Annotated in this window: 11 protein-coding genes; 5 read left to right on the forward strand and 6 right to left on the reverse strand. The window is 63.2% G+C overall.

Annotated features, from left to right (window positions below; genetic code table 11):
- Positions 1–47: 47 nt before the first annotated feature.
- The 3 genes from SB772_RS04655 to SB772_RS04665 all read right to left on the reverse strand — a co-directional run bounded on the left by SB772_RS04655 (position 48) and on the right by SB772_RS04665 (position 4,100).
- Positions 48–1,328, reverse strand: a complete 1,281-nt coding sequence (locus tag SB772_RS04655) for a c-type cytochrome (RefSeq protein ID WP_410832104.1) — start codon at positions 1,326–1,328, stop codon at positions 48–50.
- A gap of 61 nt (positions 1,329–1,389) precedes the next feature.
- On the reverse strand, positions 1,390–3,642 hold the full coding sequence (locus tag SB772_RS04660) for a molybdopterin cofactor-binding domain-containing protein (protein WP_410832105.1): 2,253 nt from the start codon (positions 3,640–3,642) through the stop codon (positions 1,390–1,392).
- A gap of 2 nt (positions 3,643–3,644) precedes the next feature.
- Complete coding sequence (locus tag SB772_RS04665) at positions 3,645–4,100, reverse strand: (2Fe-2S)-binding protein (protein ID WP_410832106.1); 456 nt, start codon at positions 4,098–4,100, stop codon at positions 3,645–3,647.
- A gap of 442 nt (positions 4,101–4,542) precedes the next feature.
- Here SB772_RS04665 and SB772_RS04670 point away from each other — a divergent pair, with 442 nt between their 5' ends.
- Complete coding sequence (locus SB772_RS04670; protein ID WP_410832107.1) at positions 4,543–4,941, forward strand: hypothetical protein; 399 nt, start codon at positions 4,543–4,545, stop codon at positions 4,939–4,941.
- 79 nt (positions 4,942–5,020) lie between these two features.
- On the forward strand, positions 5,021–5,839 hold the full coding sequence (locus SB772_RS04675; RefSeq protein ID WP_410832108.1) for an alpha/beta fold hydrolase: 819 nt from the start codon (positions 5,021–5,023) through the stop codon (positions 5,837–5,839).
- 11 nt (positions 5,840–5,850) lie between these two features.
- Here the strand turns inward: SB772_RS04675 and SB772_RS04680 are convergent, their stop codons facing one another.
- Together SB772_RS04680 and SB772_RS04685 are read right to left on the reverse strand one after the other, a co-directional pair.
- Positions 5,851–6,789: a peptidoglycan DD-metalloendopeptidase family protein gene (locus SB772_RS04680; RefSeq protein ID WP_410832109.1), complete on the reverse strand. Its 939-nt coding sequence runs from the start codon at positions 6,787–6,789 to the stop codon at positions 5,851–5,853.
- A 636-nt stretch (positions 6,790–7,425) separates the two neighbouring features.
- Positions 7,426–8,586: a porin gene (locus tag SB772_RS04685; RefSeq protein WP_410832110.1), complete on the reverse strand. Its 1,161-nt coding sequence runs from the start codon at positions 8,584–8,586 to the stop codon at positions 7,426–7,428.
- 558 nt (positions 8,587–9,144) lie between these two features.
- On the opposite strand from SB772_RS04685, the gene SB772_RS04690 reads away from it, so the two are divergent.
- Positions 9,145–10,254 (forward strand): OpgC domain-containing protein, encoded by a 1,110-nt coding sequence (locus SB772_RS04690; protein WP_410832111.1) that lies wholly within the window; start codon positions 9,145–9,147, stop codon positions 10,252–10,254.
- A 144-nt stretch (positions 10,255–10,398) separates the two neighbouring features.
- Positions 10,399–11,259 (forward strand): alpha/beta hydrolase, encoded by an 861-nt coding sequence (locus SB772_RS04695; protein ID WP_410832112.1) that lies wholly within the window; start codon positions 10,399–10,401, stop codon positions 11,257–11,259.
- Between the two features lie 52 nt (positions 11,260–11,311).
- On the opposite strand, the gene SB772_RS04700 is transcribed toward SB772_RS04695, so the two are convergent.
- The gene (locus SB772_RS04700; RefSeq protein ID WP_410832113.1) at positions 11,312–12,391 is read right to left on the reverse strand and encodes an AI-2E family transporter; all 1,080 of its coding nucleotides are present in this window, start codon (positions 12,389–12,391) and stop codon (positions 11,312–11,314) included.
- A gap of 339 nt (positions 12,392–12,730) precedes the next feature.
- On the opposite strand from SB772_RS04700, the gene SB772_RS04705 reads away from it, so the two are divergent.
- Positions 12,731–13,018: a DUF3331 domain-containing protein gene (locus SB772_RS04705; RefSeq protein WP_341319474.1), complete on the forward strand. Its 288-nt coding sequence runs from the start codon at positions 12,731–12,733 to the stop codon at positions 13,016–13,018.
- Positions 13,019–13,134 lie beyond the last annotated feature (116 nt).

A 13,134-nucleotide genomic window follows, 5' to 3' on the forward strand; every position in this document is an offset into this window, starting at 1 on the left:
AACCGTCGTCCTGCACGGTTGCCGCTTTTTTTGCCTTTCCGGCGTGATTACCGCGCCGCTTGCGTCGACTTCCTCAGCTTCGCCACCTCGTCTGCGCTCACCGCCGGCGCACCGTTGTTCCACCCGGCGCGCACGAAGCTCAGCACGTCGGCGATCTGCTGGTCGTTGAGCACCGGTGCATACTTCGGCATCGGATACGGCGCCGGAATACCGCCGATCACCAGATCGCCCGTGCCGTTCAACGTCACGTTGATCAGCGACGACGGATCCTTCTCCAACACGTTCGGATTGCCGGCCAAAGGCGCCAGCATCGGCGCAAAGCCTCGCCCGTCGACGCCGTGACAGTGCATGCAATACGCCGTGTAGACACGCGCACCGGCGTTGTTCGCAGGACGGTTCAACGATACCTTCGTGGTCTGCGGATCGTAGCTGTAAGGTGCCGCGCCCGTGCCACCCGCCGGCGGTAACGACTTCAGATACGTGGTCATCGCGGCGATGTCGGTGTCGTTCGTGGCCTGCGTGCTGTTGTTGATCACGCTGGTCATCGAACCGAACGCCGATGCGTGGCGATTCGCGCCGGTCTTCAGGAACGCCTGCAGATCCTGATCGTTCCAGCGGCCGAGACCGACGTTGTGTTCGCCGGTCAGGTTCGCGGCGAACCAGCCGTCGAGCAGGCCGCCGGTCAGGAACGCGCTGCCTGATTCATCGAGCGCCTTCTCCTGGAACGCGATGCCGCGCGGCGTATGACACGAGCCGCAGTGCCCCAGGCCCTGGATGAGGTACGCGCCGCGATTCCACGCGACATCCTTGCCCGGTTTGTCCTGATAGACGCCCTTCTCCAGGAACACGAGGTTCCAGATCTTCAACGGCCAGCGCATGTTCAACGGCCATTGGATATCCGGCTCGCGGTTCGCCTGCTGCACCGGCGCGACGCCGCTCATGAAGAACGCGTAGAGCGCTTTCATGTCGTCGTCGTTGACCTTCGCATAGGACGGATATGGCATCGCCGGATACAGGTTGTGGCCGTCTTTCGCGACGCCTTCACGCATCGCTCTCGCAAAGTCCTCCTCGGTGTAGCTGCCGATGCCGGTAGCCGGATCCGGCGTGATGTTGGTCGTGTAGATCTGGCCCATCGGCGTGGTCATCGGCAGGCCGCCCGCGAACGGCTTGCCCTTTGGCGCCGAGTGGCAGGCAACGCAATCGCCGACTTTCGCCAGATACGCGCCGCGTTGCACCAGCGCCTGGTCGGCTGCCTGCACCGGGGTTTGCGTCAGGAACGGCAGCGCCACGCAAAGCGCCGCACCGAAACCCTTGAGAGTGTTTGTCATGTCAGGCTCCTGTCGATCGGAGTTAGCGCTTTAGCGCTTACTCCGATCCCATGCAAAGCTGTCAGGCGGTTTGCAGTTGACTGCCGACGGGCAATTGCCGCAGCCGCTTGCCGGTGGCCGCATAGATCGCGTTCGCCAGAGCGGGCGCGAGCGCCGCCGTGCCCGGTTCGCCGATACCGCCGGGCGCCTCGCTGCTCTTCACGATATGCACCTCGATGTCCGGCGTCTGATCGATGCGCAACATCCGGTAGTCGGTGAAATTATTCTGCTCGACGCGGCCGTCCTTGATCGTGATCTCGCTGTAGAGCGCCGCCGTGATGGCGAAGATGACGCCACCCTGCACCTGTGCCTCGACGGTATTCGGATTGACCACCATCCCGCAATCGACTGCGCACACCACCCGGTTCACCGTCACCTCGCCCTTCTCGACGGTCACATCCGCGACCATCGAGAAGAAGCTGCCGAACGCGTGCATCACCGAGACGCCGCGCCCCTGGCCCTTCGGCACAGCCTTGCCCCAGTTCGCGGCCTGCGTCGCGGTGTTGAGCACATTCAGCGCGCGCGGCGTTTTGCCAAGCAGGCCCTGACGATATTTGACCGGATCGATTTTGGCCTGCGCGGCGAGTTCGTCGATAAAACTCTCGACCACGAAGGTGCCGCGCGTCGGGCCCACGCCGCGCCAGAACGCGGTCGGCACCGCGTGCGGCTCCTGACGCACGTAGTCGACCAGCTGGTTCGGCAAGTCGTACGGCAGGTCAGCGGCGACTTCGACGGCATCCGGATCGAGGCCGTCCTTGAACGCGGGCGGCGCGAAACGCGCCAGGATCGACGAGCCGACAATCCGGTGCTGCCACGCGACCGGCTTGCCGTTCGCGTCGAGCCCGGCGGAGATCTTGTCGTAGTAGTACGGCCGGTACATGTCGTGCTGGATGTCTTCTTCGCGCGTCCAGACGACCTTGACCGGCGTCGACACCTGTTTGCCGACCTTGACCGCCTGGGTGACCATGTCGAATTCGAGCCGCCGGCCGAAACCGCCGCCGATCAGATGGTTATGCACGACGATCTTCTCCGCCGGCAAACCGGTCACGGCGACGGCGGCATCCACCACACGCGTCGGCACCTGCGAGCCGAGCCAGATCTCGCAGCCGTCGGGCCGCACGTGGACCGTGCAATTGATCGGCTCCATCGTGGCGTGCGCGAGGAACGGCTGCTGATAGACCGCATCCACGCGGGTCTTCGCGTTTGAGAACGCGTTGCCGACATCGCCCTCTTTACGCGCCACCGCGCCATTGCGTTGCGACGCATTGGCGAGATCGTCGACGATCTGCTTCATCGAGAGATGGGCGCCCGCGCCTTCGTTCCACTTGATATCGAGCGCCTGCACGCCGCGTTTGGCCGCCCACGTATGGTCGCCGATCACCGCCACTGCGTTGTCGATCTTGACGACCCGGTGCACGCCGGGAATCTTCTTCGCGTTGGTATCGTCGACGCTCACCAGCGTGCCGCCGAACACCGGGCAGTTCGCGATCGCCGCATAGACCATGTCCGGCACGCGCACGTCGAGGCCGAATACCGCGGTGCCGTCGACCTTCTCCGGCGAATCGAGGCGCCTGGCCGGCGTGCCGATCAGCTTGAAATCCTTCGGGTCTTTCAGCTTGACGTTTTGCGGCGCGGGCAGTTTCGCGGCGGCATCGGCCAATTGCCCGTAGCCGATACTGCGATTGCTGGCCGCGTGAATCACCTGGCCCGCCTGCGCGTGGCAACTGGCCGGATCCACTTGCCATTGCTGCGCGGCGGCGCCGATCAATACGGTACGTGCGGCCGCGCCGGCGCGGCGCATCGGCTCCCACGCATAACGGATCGATGTCGAGCCGCCCGTGAGCTGGCCGCCGAGCAGCGGGTCCATGAAGAGCTTTTCGTTTGGCGGCGCATGATCGAGCGTGACCGAGTCGAGCGGCACTTCGAGTTCTTCGGCGATCAGCATCGGAATCGACGTATAGACGCCCTGGCCCATCTCGACCTTCGGCATCACCAGTGTGACCTTGCCCGCAGTGTCGATCTGGATGAACGCGTTCGGCGCGAAGACGCCGTTTTGCGGCGCTTCGTCGGCGTCGCCGCCGATCACCGATTTGCCGGCTTTCTGGTCCTGGCTGACGGCCGGCATGCTGAAGCCGAGCAGCAGGCCGCCGCCCGTCGCCGCGCCCACCGTCACGCTGAATTTCAGGAAAGTGCGGCGCGTAATGCCACCCGCGCCACCTGCGCCACCCTTCGACGGCTGCGCGCCGTTCTGTGCATCGAGCAATCCCCGGGACATGGTCAGGCTCCCTTCGCGGCTTGCTTGATCGCCGCGCGGATGCGGTTGTAGGTCCCACAGCGGCAGATGTTGCCGGCCATGGCGGCGTCGATGTCCGCATCGGTGGGATTCGGGTTGCTCGCCAGCAGCGATGCCGCCGACATCACCTGCCCCGACTGACAGTAGCCGCATTGCACGACATCCAGTTGCCGCCATGCCTGCTGGACCTTCTGCCCGGCAGGCGTGTTGCCGACCGCTTCGATGGTGGTGATTTTCCTGTCGCCGACCGCGGCCGCCGGCAGCACGCACGAGCGCACCGCGACGCCGTCGAGATGCACCGTGCAGGCGCCGCATTGAGCAATACCGCAACCGAACTTGGTGCCGGTCAAGCCGACGATGTCGCGCAAGACCCACAGCAAGGGCATGTCGGGCGGCGCGTCGACGGTATGAATCTGGCCGTTGATGTTGAGCGTTGTCATAGGCGGCTCCGAGTGGGATTTATTGTCTATCCGGCTATTTAGACTGGGACGTTGAACCAAAACGCAAAGACGTGCCGCGTTTATTCGACAAGCTGTACTAATACGCAGTCAGGCTGGTGTGCATTGAAACGGAAGATCATGCGCAGCGCGAGAGCGCCGGAAGGGACTGGGAAATTGTAGCCGTCGCGAAAGAAGTTCGCCGCCACGTCGCACAATTTCGCGCGCCGGCAAACGGTCTGCTCCACCGCGCACTGACGCTGAAACGAGATTCAAATCAATGCATTAGCATCGTCCTATCGGCTCGCGCCAACGCAGTTCGCGCGATTGCTTAATTCTTCTTAATTCATTACTGAGCGATTTTGTTAGGATGGGACTGGCTCGATCCGATCACCCGGTTTGATCCGGCCGAACTATCCGACAGGAGCGCGACAGGAGCGGCACCATGAACGACCAGCAAAGCATTCAATTCCTCTCGGAGATTCGCAGGCCGCTATTGGCGCTGCATAAGGCGATTCTCGATCACGAACGCGCATCGTATGAAAAGGAGTTCGGCCCGGTGACGCCGGCGGCATTCCTGCAGGTGCTCATCAACGGTTCGGCGTTTCGCTGGCTCACGCCGCTGTCTACCGTCATCGCGAACGTCGATGAGACTCTCGACGACAAGGAAGCCGATGAAGCCGACCGGCTCGCCGCCGTTGTGGGGGTCACGGGTCTCTTTTCGGCCGAGCAACCCAACAATGCTTTTCTGCCGCGCTACCTGCCGCTGTTGCAGGCCGATCCGGCGATCCTGCATCACCACGGCCAGGTCGCGCAGCTACTGCGCGGCGTCGACGTCGAGTAGCCGGTTGCGTTACCTGGCTCGCTTCGGCTTCGTCGAGGTGAGCCGAAGAAGCCTTCGACTCCCGAATTCCCTCACCGCTATGCAAAACTGGCCGCTTGCCGAAAGCTATACGTTCCGCGATCAAACCGTGCGTTTTCACGTGACCGGCAACGGCCCGCCGCTGGTGCTGATTCATGGCACGCCGTTTTCTTCGTATGTGTGGCATCGCATCGCCCCGCATCTCGCGCAGATTCGCACCGTCTATTACTACGACCTGCTCGGCTATGGCCAATCGCAACAGTGCGATGGCCAGGACGTGTCGCTCGGCGTGCAGAACGTGCTGCTGACAGCGTTGCTCGAGCATTGGCAACTGAAGAGTCCGGACGTCATTGCGCACGATTTCGGCGGCGCGACTTCGTTGCGTGCACATCTGATCGACGGTTGCGACTATCGCAGCCTCACGCTGATCGATCCGGTCGCCGTTGCGCCGTGGGGTTCGCCATTCGTGCGGCACGTGCGCGAGCACGGCGACGCATTCGCCGGACTGCCGCCGACTATCCACGAAGCGGTCGTGAAAGCGTATGTGCGCGGCGCGATCGCACGCGATATGCCGGACGAGGAACTTGCGCCTTACGTGAGGCCGTGGCTCGGCGAAACCGGGCAACCCGCGTTCTACCGGCAGATTGCGCAAATGGATCAGCGCTACACCGATGAAGTCGAAGCGCGCTATGCGCAGGTGCGCTGTCCGACGCAAATCCTGTGGGGTGAAGAAGACCAATGGATTCCGCTCGAACGCGGCCGTCAACTAGCCGGAGCGATACCGGAGGCGCGTTTCCAGGCAGTGCCCAAAGCCGGCCATCTGATGCAGGAAGATGCGCCCGAAGCGATCGTCGCGGCGGCGCTCCGTTGGTTCGATTGAATACGCTGTGCTTAGCCGCGCCCTTGCGGCAAATACGGCATCGGATCGATCGGCTTGCCATCGCGGCGCAACTCGAAACCGACTGAGACGCGCGAGTTCTTTTCGTCGCCCATCTCGGCGATCTGCTGCCCTTGCACCACAATGTCGCCGGTCTTGACCAGCAGCTTGCGGTTATGCGAGTAGGTGGTTAGAAAGTCCTTGTTGTGCTGGACGATAATCAGACTGCCGTAGCCGTTCAGACCCGTGCCCGCGTACATCACTTTGCCGTCGGCCGCGGCCCGCACCGGGTCGCCCGCCTTGCCGCCGATCTCGATGCCGCGCGTTTCGCCGGCCTGGAAGCTCTCGACGACCTTGCCGCTCGCCGGCCATGCCAGTGAGACACCTTTCGCGTGCCGCATGGTTTGCTGCGCGACTTCGCGCGCATCTGCAGCACTGGGCGCGGCCGACTGCGTGGCTGCCGCCGCCGGCGCCGATGATGACTGCACCGCGAGCGGCACAGCCGGCGTGGACGCAGCCGCGGCCTTCGCAGCGGCCGCCGCCGCGTTGGCCGCCCGTACCGTTTCCGGCGAGGCGACGTGCAGCACCTGCCCCCGCTTCAGTCGCGAGGACGGCTTCAGGCCATTCCATGCCTGCAACTGTCTGACACTGCAATTGTGATGCTGCGCGATACGCGCCAACGTATCGCCGCGTTTAACGCGATACACCAGCTGTGGCGCCTTCTTGAGCGGCGCGCCGTCATTGACTGTTGCCTGAACCGCGGCGCCCGCAGCCGCGTCAGACGCGGGCGTCGCCGAAGCCACCGGGGCTCCCGAAGCCGCCGCACCGGAAGCAGCCGATGCACTGGATGCATCGCCCGTCTGTCCCACATTCGCACAACCGCTGACCGCCAGCGCGACCCACACGCCGGCCAAACTGGCCATTATTGTTCTGTCGAAACGCTTTCCCGACATCTTCGACTCCTGCCTTATTCATTGGCGAGCCGGGATGCCGCCGTGTCGCAAGCGATGCGCGCGTTCGTACGACGCGCTGCGATCCATGCGACCCGGCGAGGCCGCCTCGTGCGGCGCCCACCCATGCCCTGCCGTTTATTCAAGTCCTGCCGCCTCGGCGGGTTGCCTAAAACCGGCGATTTTCCGCGAAAAGGGCCAGATTGCCGATTAAAATCCCAGCGGAATTGTAAAGTCGATTTTGCAAAAAGCGCGCCGCGCCGAACACTCTGATACAAACCTTACCCACGGTATCGCAGCCGGTCGCTGGCTGGAGCGTCGCACAATGCGCCTGAACATCGTCGTAAAGGCCGGCAACAGCGCCGCCTCGACGACCGGATGAAACCTTGGCTTTAACGGCAAAAGGCCGCCAAAACTTGAATCGGCGGCCGGAGCGAGGGCAAGCGCGGATCAAAAGCGTGAGGGAAATACGGCTTGCGCCCAGTAGGCGCAAGCCAGTCAGACGGGGCTAGCTATAGTACTGCCCCTGATACAGCACGTAGCCGACCGGATGATGCGTAAAGTGCAGCACCGGCAGCACGGGATTCTGGTTGTCGGACTACCAGGGGCGCGCACTCGAAGTGTGACGCGCGCCCGCCGCTAGAACTTGTGCCGTATCGCCGCCCGCACCACCACCTGCTTCGACGTCGATGAAGGTGCCTGGGTGCCGGGGATAAAGGCGTCGTCGAGAATCGAATCCGTCGAGTCGCCGGTGACCCGCTGATACCCGCCCTGAATGTACACGTCGGTGCGTTTGGACAAGTTGTAGTCCGCCATCAAGCCGAACGAGTGAATCTTCGGCTTCACGCCGCCGCTCGACGCGTCATAGGTTTCCATCGTGTACACGTACTGTGCGCCGACGAACAGCATCGGCGTGATCTGATACTTGCCGTTCACTTCGAAGTTCTGATACTTGAGCGAGTTCAGCAATACGCCGGGCGGCACCAGCGGCGTGACGCCGAGATAGCCGTTGCCGGTCGGGTCCCGGTAATTCGAGTTGCTGTACGAGAAGCCGGCAGTGGCCGGCCCGAAGGTATAGGTGATGCCGCCGCCGAACACGCGCATGCGGGCGGCGATGAAGCTGGCGTCGTTCGCGGTGATCGCGCCGTTTGAGCCGTTGCCGGCGTTGTCGGCCTGCAGATACGCGGCCGCCACCAGCAGGCCGCCATAGGCGTACTGGCCGCCGAAACTGTACGCGCGATTATTCGCGAAGTTCGTATCGTTGCTGAAGCTGTAGGTGCCGCCGAACTGGAAGCCGGAAATCTGCGGGCTGGTGTACTTGACCGTATTGTCGAGGCGGAACGTATTGTCGGTGTTGTCGTTATCGTAGGGATGCGAGAACAGCGCGCCGGCCCAATTGCCATTGGCCGTGGTCTGCGCCAGATAGTCGACCACCGAGTCGTACTGGCGGCCGAACGTCAATACGCCGTATCGCTCCGCGCTCAGGCCGACAAAGGCCTGGCGGCCGAACATCCGGCCGCCCTGGCCGAGCCGCCCGGAATTGACGTCGAAGCCGTTTTCCAGCTGGAAGATCGCTTTCAGCCCGCCGCCCAGTTCCTCCGAGCCCTTCAGACCCCAGCGGCTGCCTTGCGCATCGCCGCTTGCCAGTTCATAGACATGGCCGCGGCCGGCATTGTTGGTGTAGTTGATGCCTTCATCGATGACGCCATACAAGGTCACGCTGGTCTGGGCGAACCCGGGCACGGCAAATGTAACGGACACAGCGGCGGAGACAGCCAGCGCGAACACTTGCTTGTTCATGAAGATCTCCCTGCACTCGAGCAATGGGATAACTCGACCCGACCGCTTTCTTATGACGCTCTGATAACGCCTTTATCAACCCCGACCCAATTTAAAGAAATCCTCACACGCCGATAGGCTGCCGTCTATCGGGTGTCGCTTCCATATCTCAAAACGTTGCGAAATCTCCACGAGCGCTGATGGACGGCTGTTGCAGCGGCACATATTCAGGTAAACGGGGCCGCGCCGCCCACGCTTGAGCCCGCCGTCCGATGGACATGGCTGGCACTGCATAGCTGCAGGCGTTTTTGTCATCCAAAGAAATATAATTGAAAATTTTTGCGGCACCGCAACGGAACTCCCCGTATTCGAACGAGTCATTTTTTCTGCCCCTGCAGCCGCGCCTTGTGTGCCGGCTTGAAAGCGGCGACGCGGGTCGCGCATCTGCGGGGCGGCCATCTGCGGGGCGGCCGTCCGCCGCAGCACCAATCCAATTCCAAAGCCTTGTGAGACGCCCGCCGCGCTTGGACTAGCGCGCCGTCGCATGGGGCCGCTTGATGCATGACCTGGCACCACACAATGCAAAAGTCGCAATCCCGTCTCATCGAGCTCGATTTTTTTCGCGGGCTGGTTTTACTGATCATCGTCGTCGACCATATCGGCGGCAGCATCCTGTCGCGCGTCACGCTGCATGCGTACGCGTTATGCGATGCCGCCGAAGTGTTCGTGTTCCTCGGCGGCTTCGCTACCGCGACCGCCTACGCGGCGCTGGCCGAACGGCGTACCGAGGCGATCGCGCGCAGCCGCTTCTTGCGGCGGTCGCTGGAAATCTATCGCGCGTTCCTTGTCACGGCCGGCTTGATGCTGCTCGTCAGCGCCGTGCTCACCGCGTTCAGCATCGACGGGCCCAATCTCGCCACCACCGATCTCGACGATCTGATCGACGCGCCCGTGGCTGCCTTGCGCGACATCCTGCTGTTTCGCCGTCAGCCGTATCTCGCTTCGGTGCTGCCGATGTACGCGTTCTTCGCCCTGCTGGTGCCAATGATTCTGCCGCTCGCGCGCAACCAGCCGTGGCTGTTGCTGGCGGGCAGCGTCGCGTTGTGGGCCGGCGCCCCGGCGATTGACGCCTATCTGCCCGCCGCGCCGGATACTCATTGGGACTTCAACCCGTTCGCCTGGCAACTGCTGTTCGTGCTCGGTGTGCTGGCGCGTTGCCAGCCGGTTTATCAGCGGGTCAGCGCGCACCGTTCGGGTTGGCTGGTCAGCATGCTGGCGCTTGCCGTGGTCGCGGCCGCCGCGTACTACAAGCTCTTTATCGAACGCGAGCCGCTCGACGGAATCTTCAAGCAGAATCTCTCGTACCTGCGCGCGGTGAATTTCCTCGCGATTGCCTGGCTGGTCGCGAACCTGATCGAGCTTGGTTGGGCGAAGCAGCTCGCGCAATGGTTGCCGTGGGTCGGCATGATTGGCCGCAAGGGGCTGTTGTGCTTTATCGCCGGCGCGGTGATTTCGCTGGTCGTCGATTCGGTGCTGTATGCGGCCACCGACGGCTATCTGAACTATCCGCTCGGTCTCCTTGCGGACGCGTTCGCGGTGGGCGCTTTGTTCGCTGTCGCGAAAGCGTCGGAGCCGTTCACGCGCTTCCTTGCCCGGCTCGCTGCCTGGCGCCTGGACACTTCGCCCTGAGAGCCACGCCTCGCGCCTGCGATCGCTCGCCGTATTGACGTCGCCACTGCCTGCGCCCACTGCCGTCGCCACCGTCGGCGCCCACTGCCGATACTGATAGCATCATGGCCGCGCGCGACTTGCGCCGTCGCCTCCTACACTGACATGCGCTTACTTCTTCACACCACGCTGCTTGTCCTGTGCGCCGCCGTCGGCGCGCCGGCTATCGGCAGCACTGTCATCAGCCGGACTTTCCATTCCGACGCGCTCGATCGCGATTGGGCTTATACGATCTATCTGCCGACCGGCTATCGCCACGACGCCGCCCGCATCCCGGTGCTGTATCTCCTGCACGGCAATAACGGCAATGCCGACGACTGGGTCACGCAAGGCAATCTGCAAACCACCGCCGACGCGCTGATCGAGCGCAAGGAGATGCCGCCGGTCGCGATCGTGATGCCGCAAGGCGGCACGGATTGGTACGTCGATCGCAAGGAGAAGATCGAGACGGCCTTCTTCGACGATCTGCTGCCCGAGGTTGAAACGCACTACGCGGTCGCGACGCAGCGTGGCGGACGGATGATCGGCGGGGTGTCGATGGGCGGCTTCGGTGCGCTGCGCTACGCGATGACGCAACCCGAGCGTTTTTGCGGCGTGCTGCTGTTGAGCCCCGCGATCTATGCGACCGAGCCGCCGCTTGCTTCGGCGGCGCGCCGTGTCGGCGTATTCGGCGACCGGCAGTTCGATCCGCGGGTCTGGCATGCGCTCAACTATCCGGCGCAATGGGAGCGCTATATGAGCCGTCCCTACCGTCTGCCCATGTTCATCGCGGCCGGCGACGACGACCTCGCCATCCAGGCCGACGCCTCGTCGCTCTACACGCATCTTCGGCTGGCGGGCAATCCGGCGGCGCTGCGCATCGTCGGCGGCGGTCACACCTGGGAGGTGTGGAGCGCATTGCTGCCGGCCGCGCTGAAATACACGCTCGGCTGCGTGAAGCCGGCTTCGCACGATCAGGAAAAGTGAGCTGGCGAATCGGGTGTCGTTGCTGATCGCGGGGCAACCGGCCGGCGTGCAACTATTGCACGAGATCGGTCCACAGCACCATCAGCACGGTCATGAGCGCGGGCCCGATGAACAGGCCCAGCAGCCCGAACGTCTCCGCGCCGCCGAGAATGCCGAACAGCACCAGCAGGAAGGGCAAACGCGTCGAGTTGCCGATCAGCACCGGCCGCACGAAATGCTCGGCGATAAACACCACGACAGAGCCGAACACCACCAGCCCCATGGCCGCGGCAACCGAGCCTTGCACGAACAGCCACAAGGCCGCGAGGAAAAACGCGATCGGCGCGCAGAACGGCAGCATCGCGGCGATCGCCGTGACGAGCCCGAGCAGCGCGGCATGCGGCAAGCCCGTGACGAAATAGGCGATGCCGATCAACGCGCCCTCGCCGAATCCGACTACCACCAGCCCTGACACCGTGCCGCGCACCGCCGCGGCCATGCGCTCGACGAGGTGCGCTCCGTCGTCGCCGAAGCCGCGCCGCACACCTTTGAGAATCGCGCCGGACAGATGCGGCCCCGCCTGAAAAATCACGAACAGCGTGACCAGCATGAACGCGAACACCATCACGCCGTGCGCCGCGCGCGCGCCGAAGTGCCGCCCGAGCGTCATCACCGCGGTGCTATGCAGGCCTTTCATTGCCGCCGAGTCGCGTAACGGTTGAGCGAGGTTGGCCTGCCACCACGCCGAAATCTGTTGCACGCCGAACGGCAAACGCTCGATGAAGCTCGGCATCGCGATGCCGTTGTCCTGCGCCGCGCTGAACCAGTCCGACAGGTCGCGTGCTTCGCGTAACGCCTGTGCGATGCCGATGCCGACCGGCAGCACCACCAGCAGTGCAATCGCGAGCGTCAACAGCGCGGCGATCAGCGTGGTGCGGCCGGCGAACCAGCGGCTTCCCTCCACCTTGCGCAACAGCGGCCACAGCGCGATCGCAATGACGCCCGCCCAGGCCACCACTGCGATGAAGTCCCGTACGACCCATAACGCCAGCAGCACCAGTGCGATGTACAACACGAGCGACGCGGCCTTCTGCTTTTTCAGGCAACTGGGTGTCGGCGATTCGGGCGGAGCCGCCGGGGGGAGTGAAATCATGTGACCTCTTGTCGATATGTGCGCGAGCCGACCGGAAAAATGCAAACCCGCTACACTTTCATTTGCACGGTCGCTCGACAATATCCACATCTTAAAGGAAGAGTCGGCGCCCTTTACGCACGGCTCCTCTCGTCGCACTGCGTACAACACTGCGTTGCAAAAATCCGCGCTATCGCAAAATTTGACTCGACCATGCCCGCGAAGCCCCGTCGTTTCGTGTGAATGCGAATGTCAAGTTTCATTGTTGCTAATTCGAGAACAGTGTTTCGACTGTCGCGGAATGGCTATCCGGAGCGCGTGGGACTACATTCGGCGCACCACACTACGGAGCCGACCATGATGACCATAGAGTCCATCCCCCTTGACGGTGCCAATGGCGTACGCATCGAGATTCTCGAGCGCTCCGACACGACGCTGGTGATCCGCTGGGTCGAGCCTGGGCGCTGCCATTATGGCGAGCAGCGGTGGCGCCGGCGCTCGGCGCATACCTCCGGTACCTGCGCCGTGTCGCGGCGGAAGATTCGCCGCGGAGATGCTGTTTTCAAACCGGCTGAGCGGCCAGCGCCTTCTAATGCTTCGGCAATGATTTCGGCTGAGGTGTTGTGCGCTCTCGCGGATGAAGTTTGATTTTTTGTTTTTTTCTCGTTGTTCTTTCTGGCGTCAACCAATATCGAATCAAGGAAAGATCAACGCCGCAGGCACAAAGACACCCTCGCCGGCAGGACAAACAAAACCAGGCAAAT

Origin of the sequence: Paraburkholderia sp. SIMBA_030, from assembly GCF_046535245.1 — a bacterium.
In the GTDB taxonomy this organism is placed as follows: Bacteria; Pseudomonadota; Gammaproteobacteria; order Burkholderiales; family Burkholderiaceae; genus Paraburkholderia.

Excerpts from the sequence above, each read along its gene's own strand:
- SB772_RS04655 (WP_410832104.1), bottom strand. The coding sequence starts at position 1,328 with ATGACAAACACTCTCAAGGGTTTCGGTGCGGCGCTTTGCGTGGCGCTG.
- SB772_RS04660 (WP_410832105.1), bottom strand. The coding sequence starts at position 3,642 with ATGTCCCGGGGATTGCTCGATGCACAGAACGGCGCGCAGCCGTCGAAG.
- SB772_RS04665 (WP_410832106.1), bottom strand. The coding sequence starts at position 4,100 with ATGACAACGCTCAACATCAACGGCCAGATTCATACCGTCGACGCGCCG.
- SB772_RS04670 (WP_410832107.1), top strand. The coding sequence starts at position 4,543 with ATGAACGACCAGCAAAGCATTCAATTCCTCTCGGAGATTCGCAGGCCG.
- SB772_RS04675 (WP_410832108.1), top strand. The coding sequence starts at position 5,021 with ATGCAAAACTGGCCGCTTGCCGAAAGCTATACGTTCCGCGATCAAACC.
- SB772_RS04680 (WP_410832109.1), bottom strand. The coding sequence starts at position 6,789 with ATGTCGGGAAAGCGTTTCGACAGAACAATAATGGCCAGTTTGGCCGGC.
- SB772_RS04685 (WP_410832110.1), bottom strand. The coding sequence starts at position 8,586 with ATGAACAAGCAAGTGTTCGCGCTGGCTGTCTCCGCCGCTGTGTCCGTT.
- SB772_RS04690 (WP_410832111.1), top strand. The coding sequence starts at position 9,145 with ATGCAAAAGTCGCAATCCCGTCTCATCGAGCTCGATTTTTTTCGCGGG.
- SB772_RS04695 (WP_410832112.1), top strand. The coding sequence starts at position 10,399 with ATGCGCTTACTTCTTCACACCACGCTGCTTGTCCTGTGCGCCGCCGTC.
- SB772_RS04700 (WP_410832113.1), bottom strand. The coding sequence starts at position 12,391 with ATGATTTCACTCCCCCCGGCGGCTCCGCCCGAATCGCCGACACCCAGT.
- SB772_RS04705 (WP_341319474.1), top strand. The coding sequence starts at position 12,731 with ATGACCATAGAGTCCATCCCCCTTGACGGTGCCAATGGCGTACGCATC.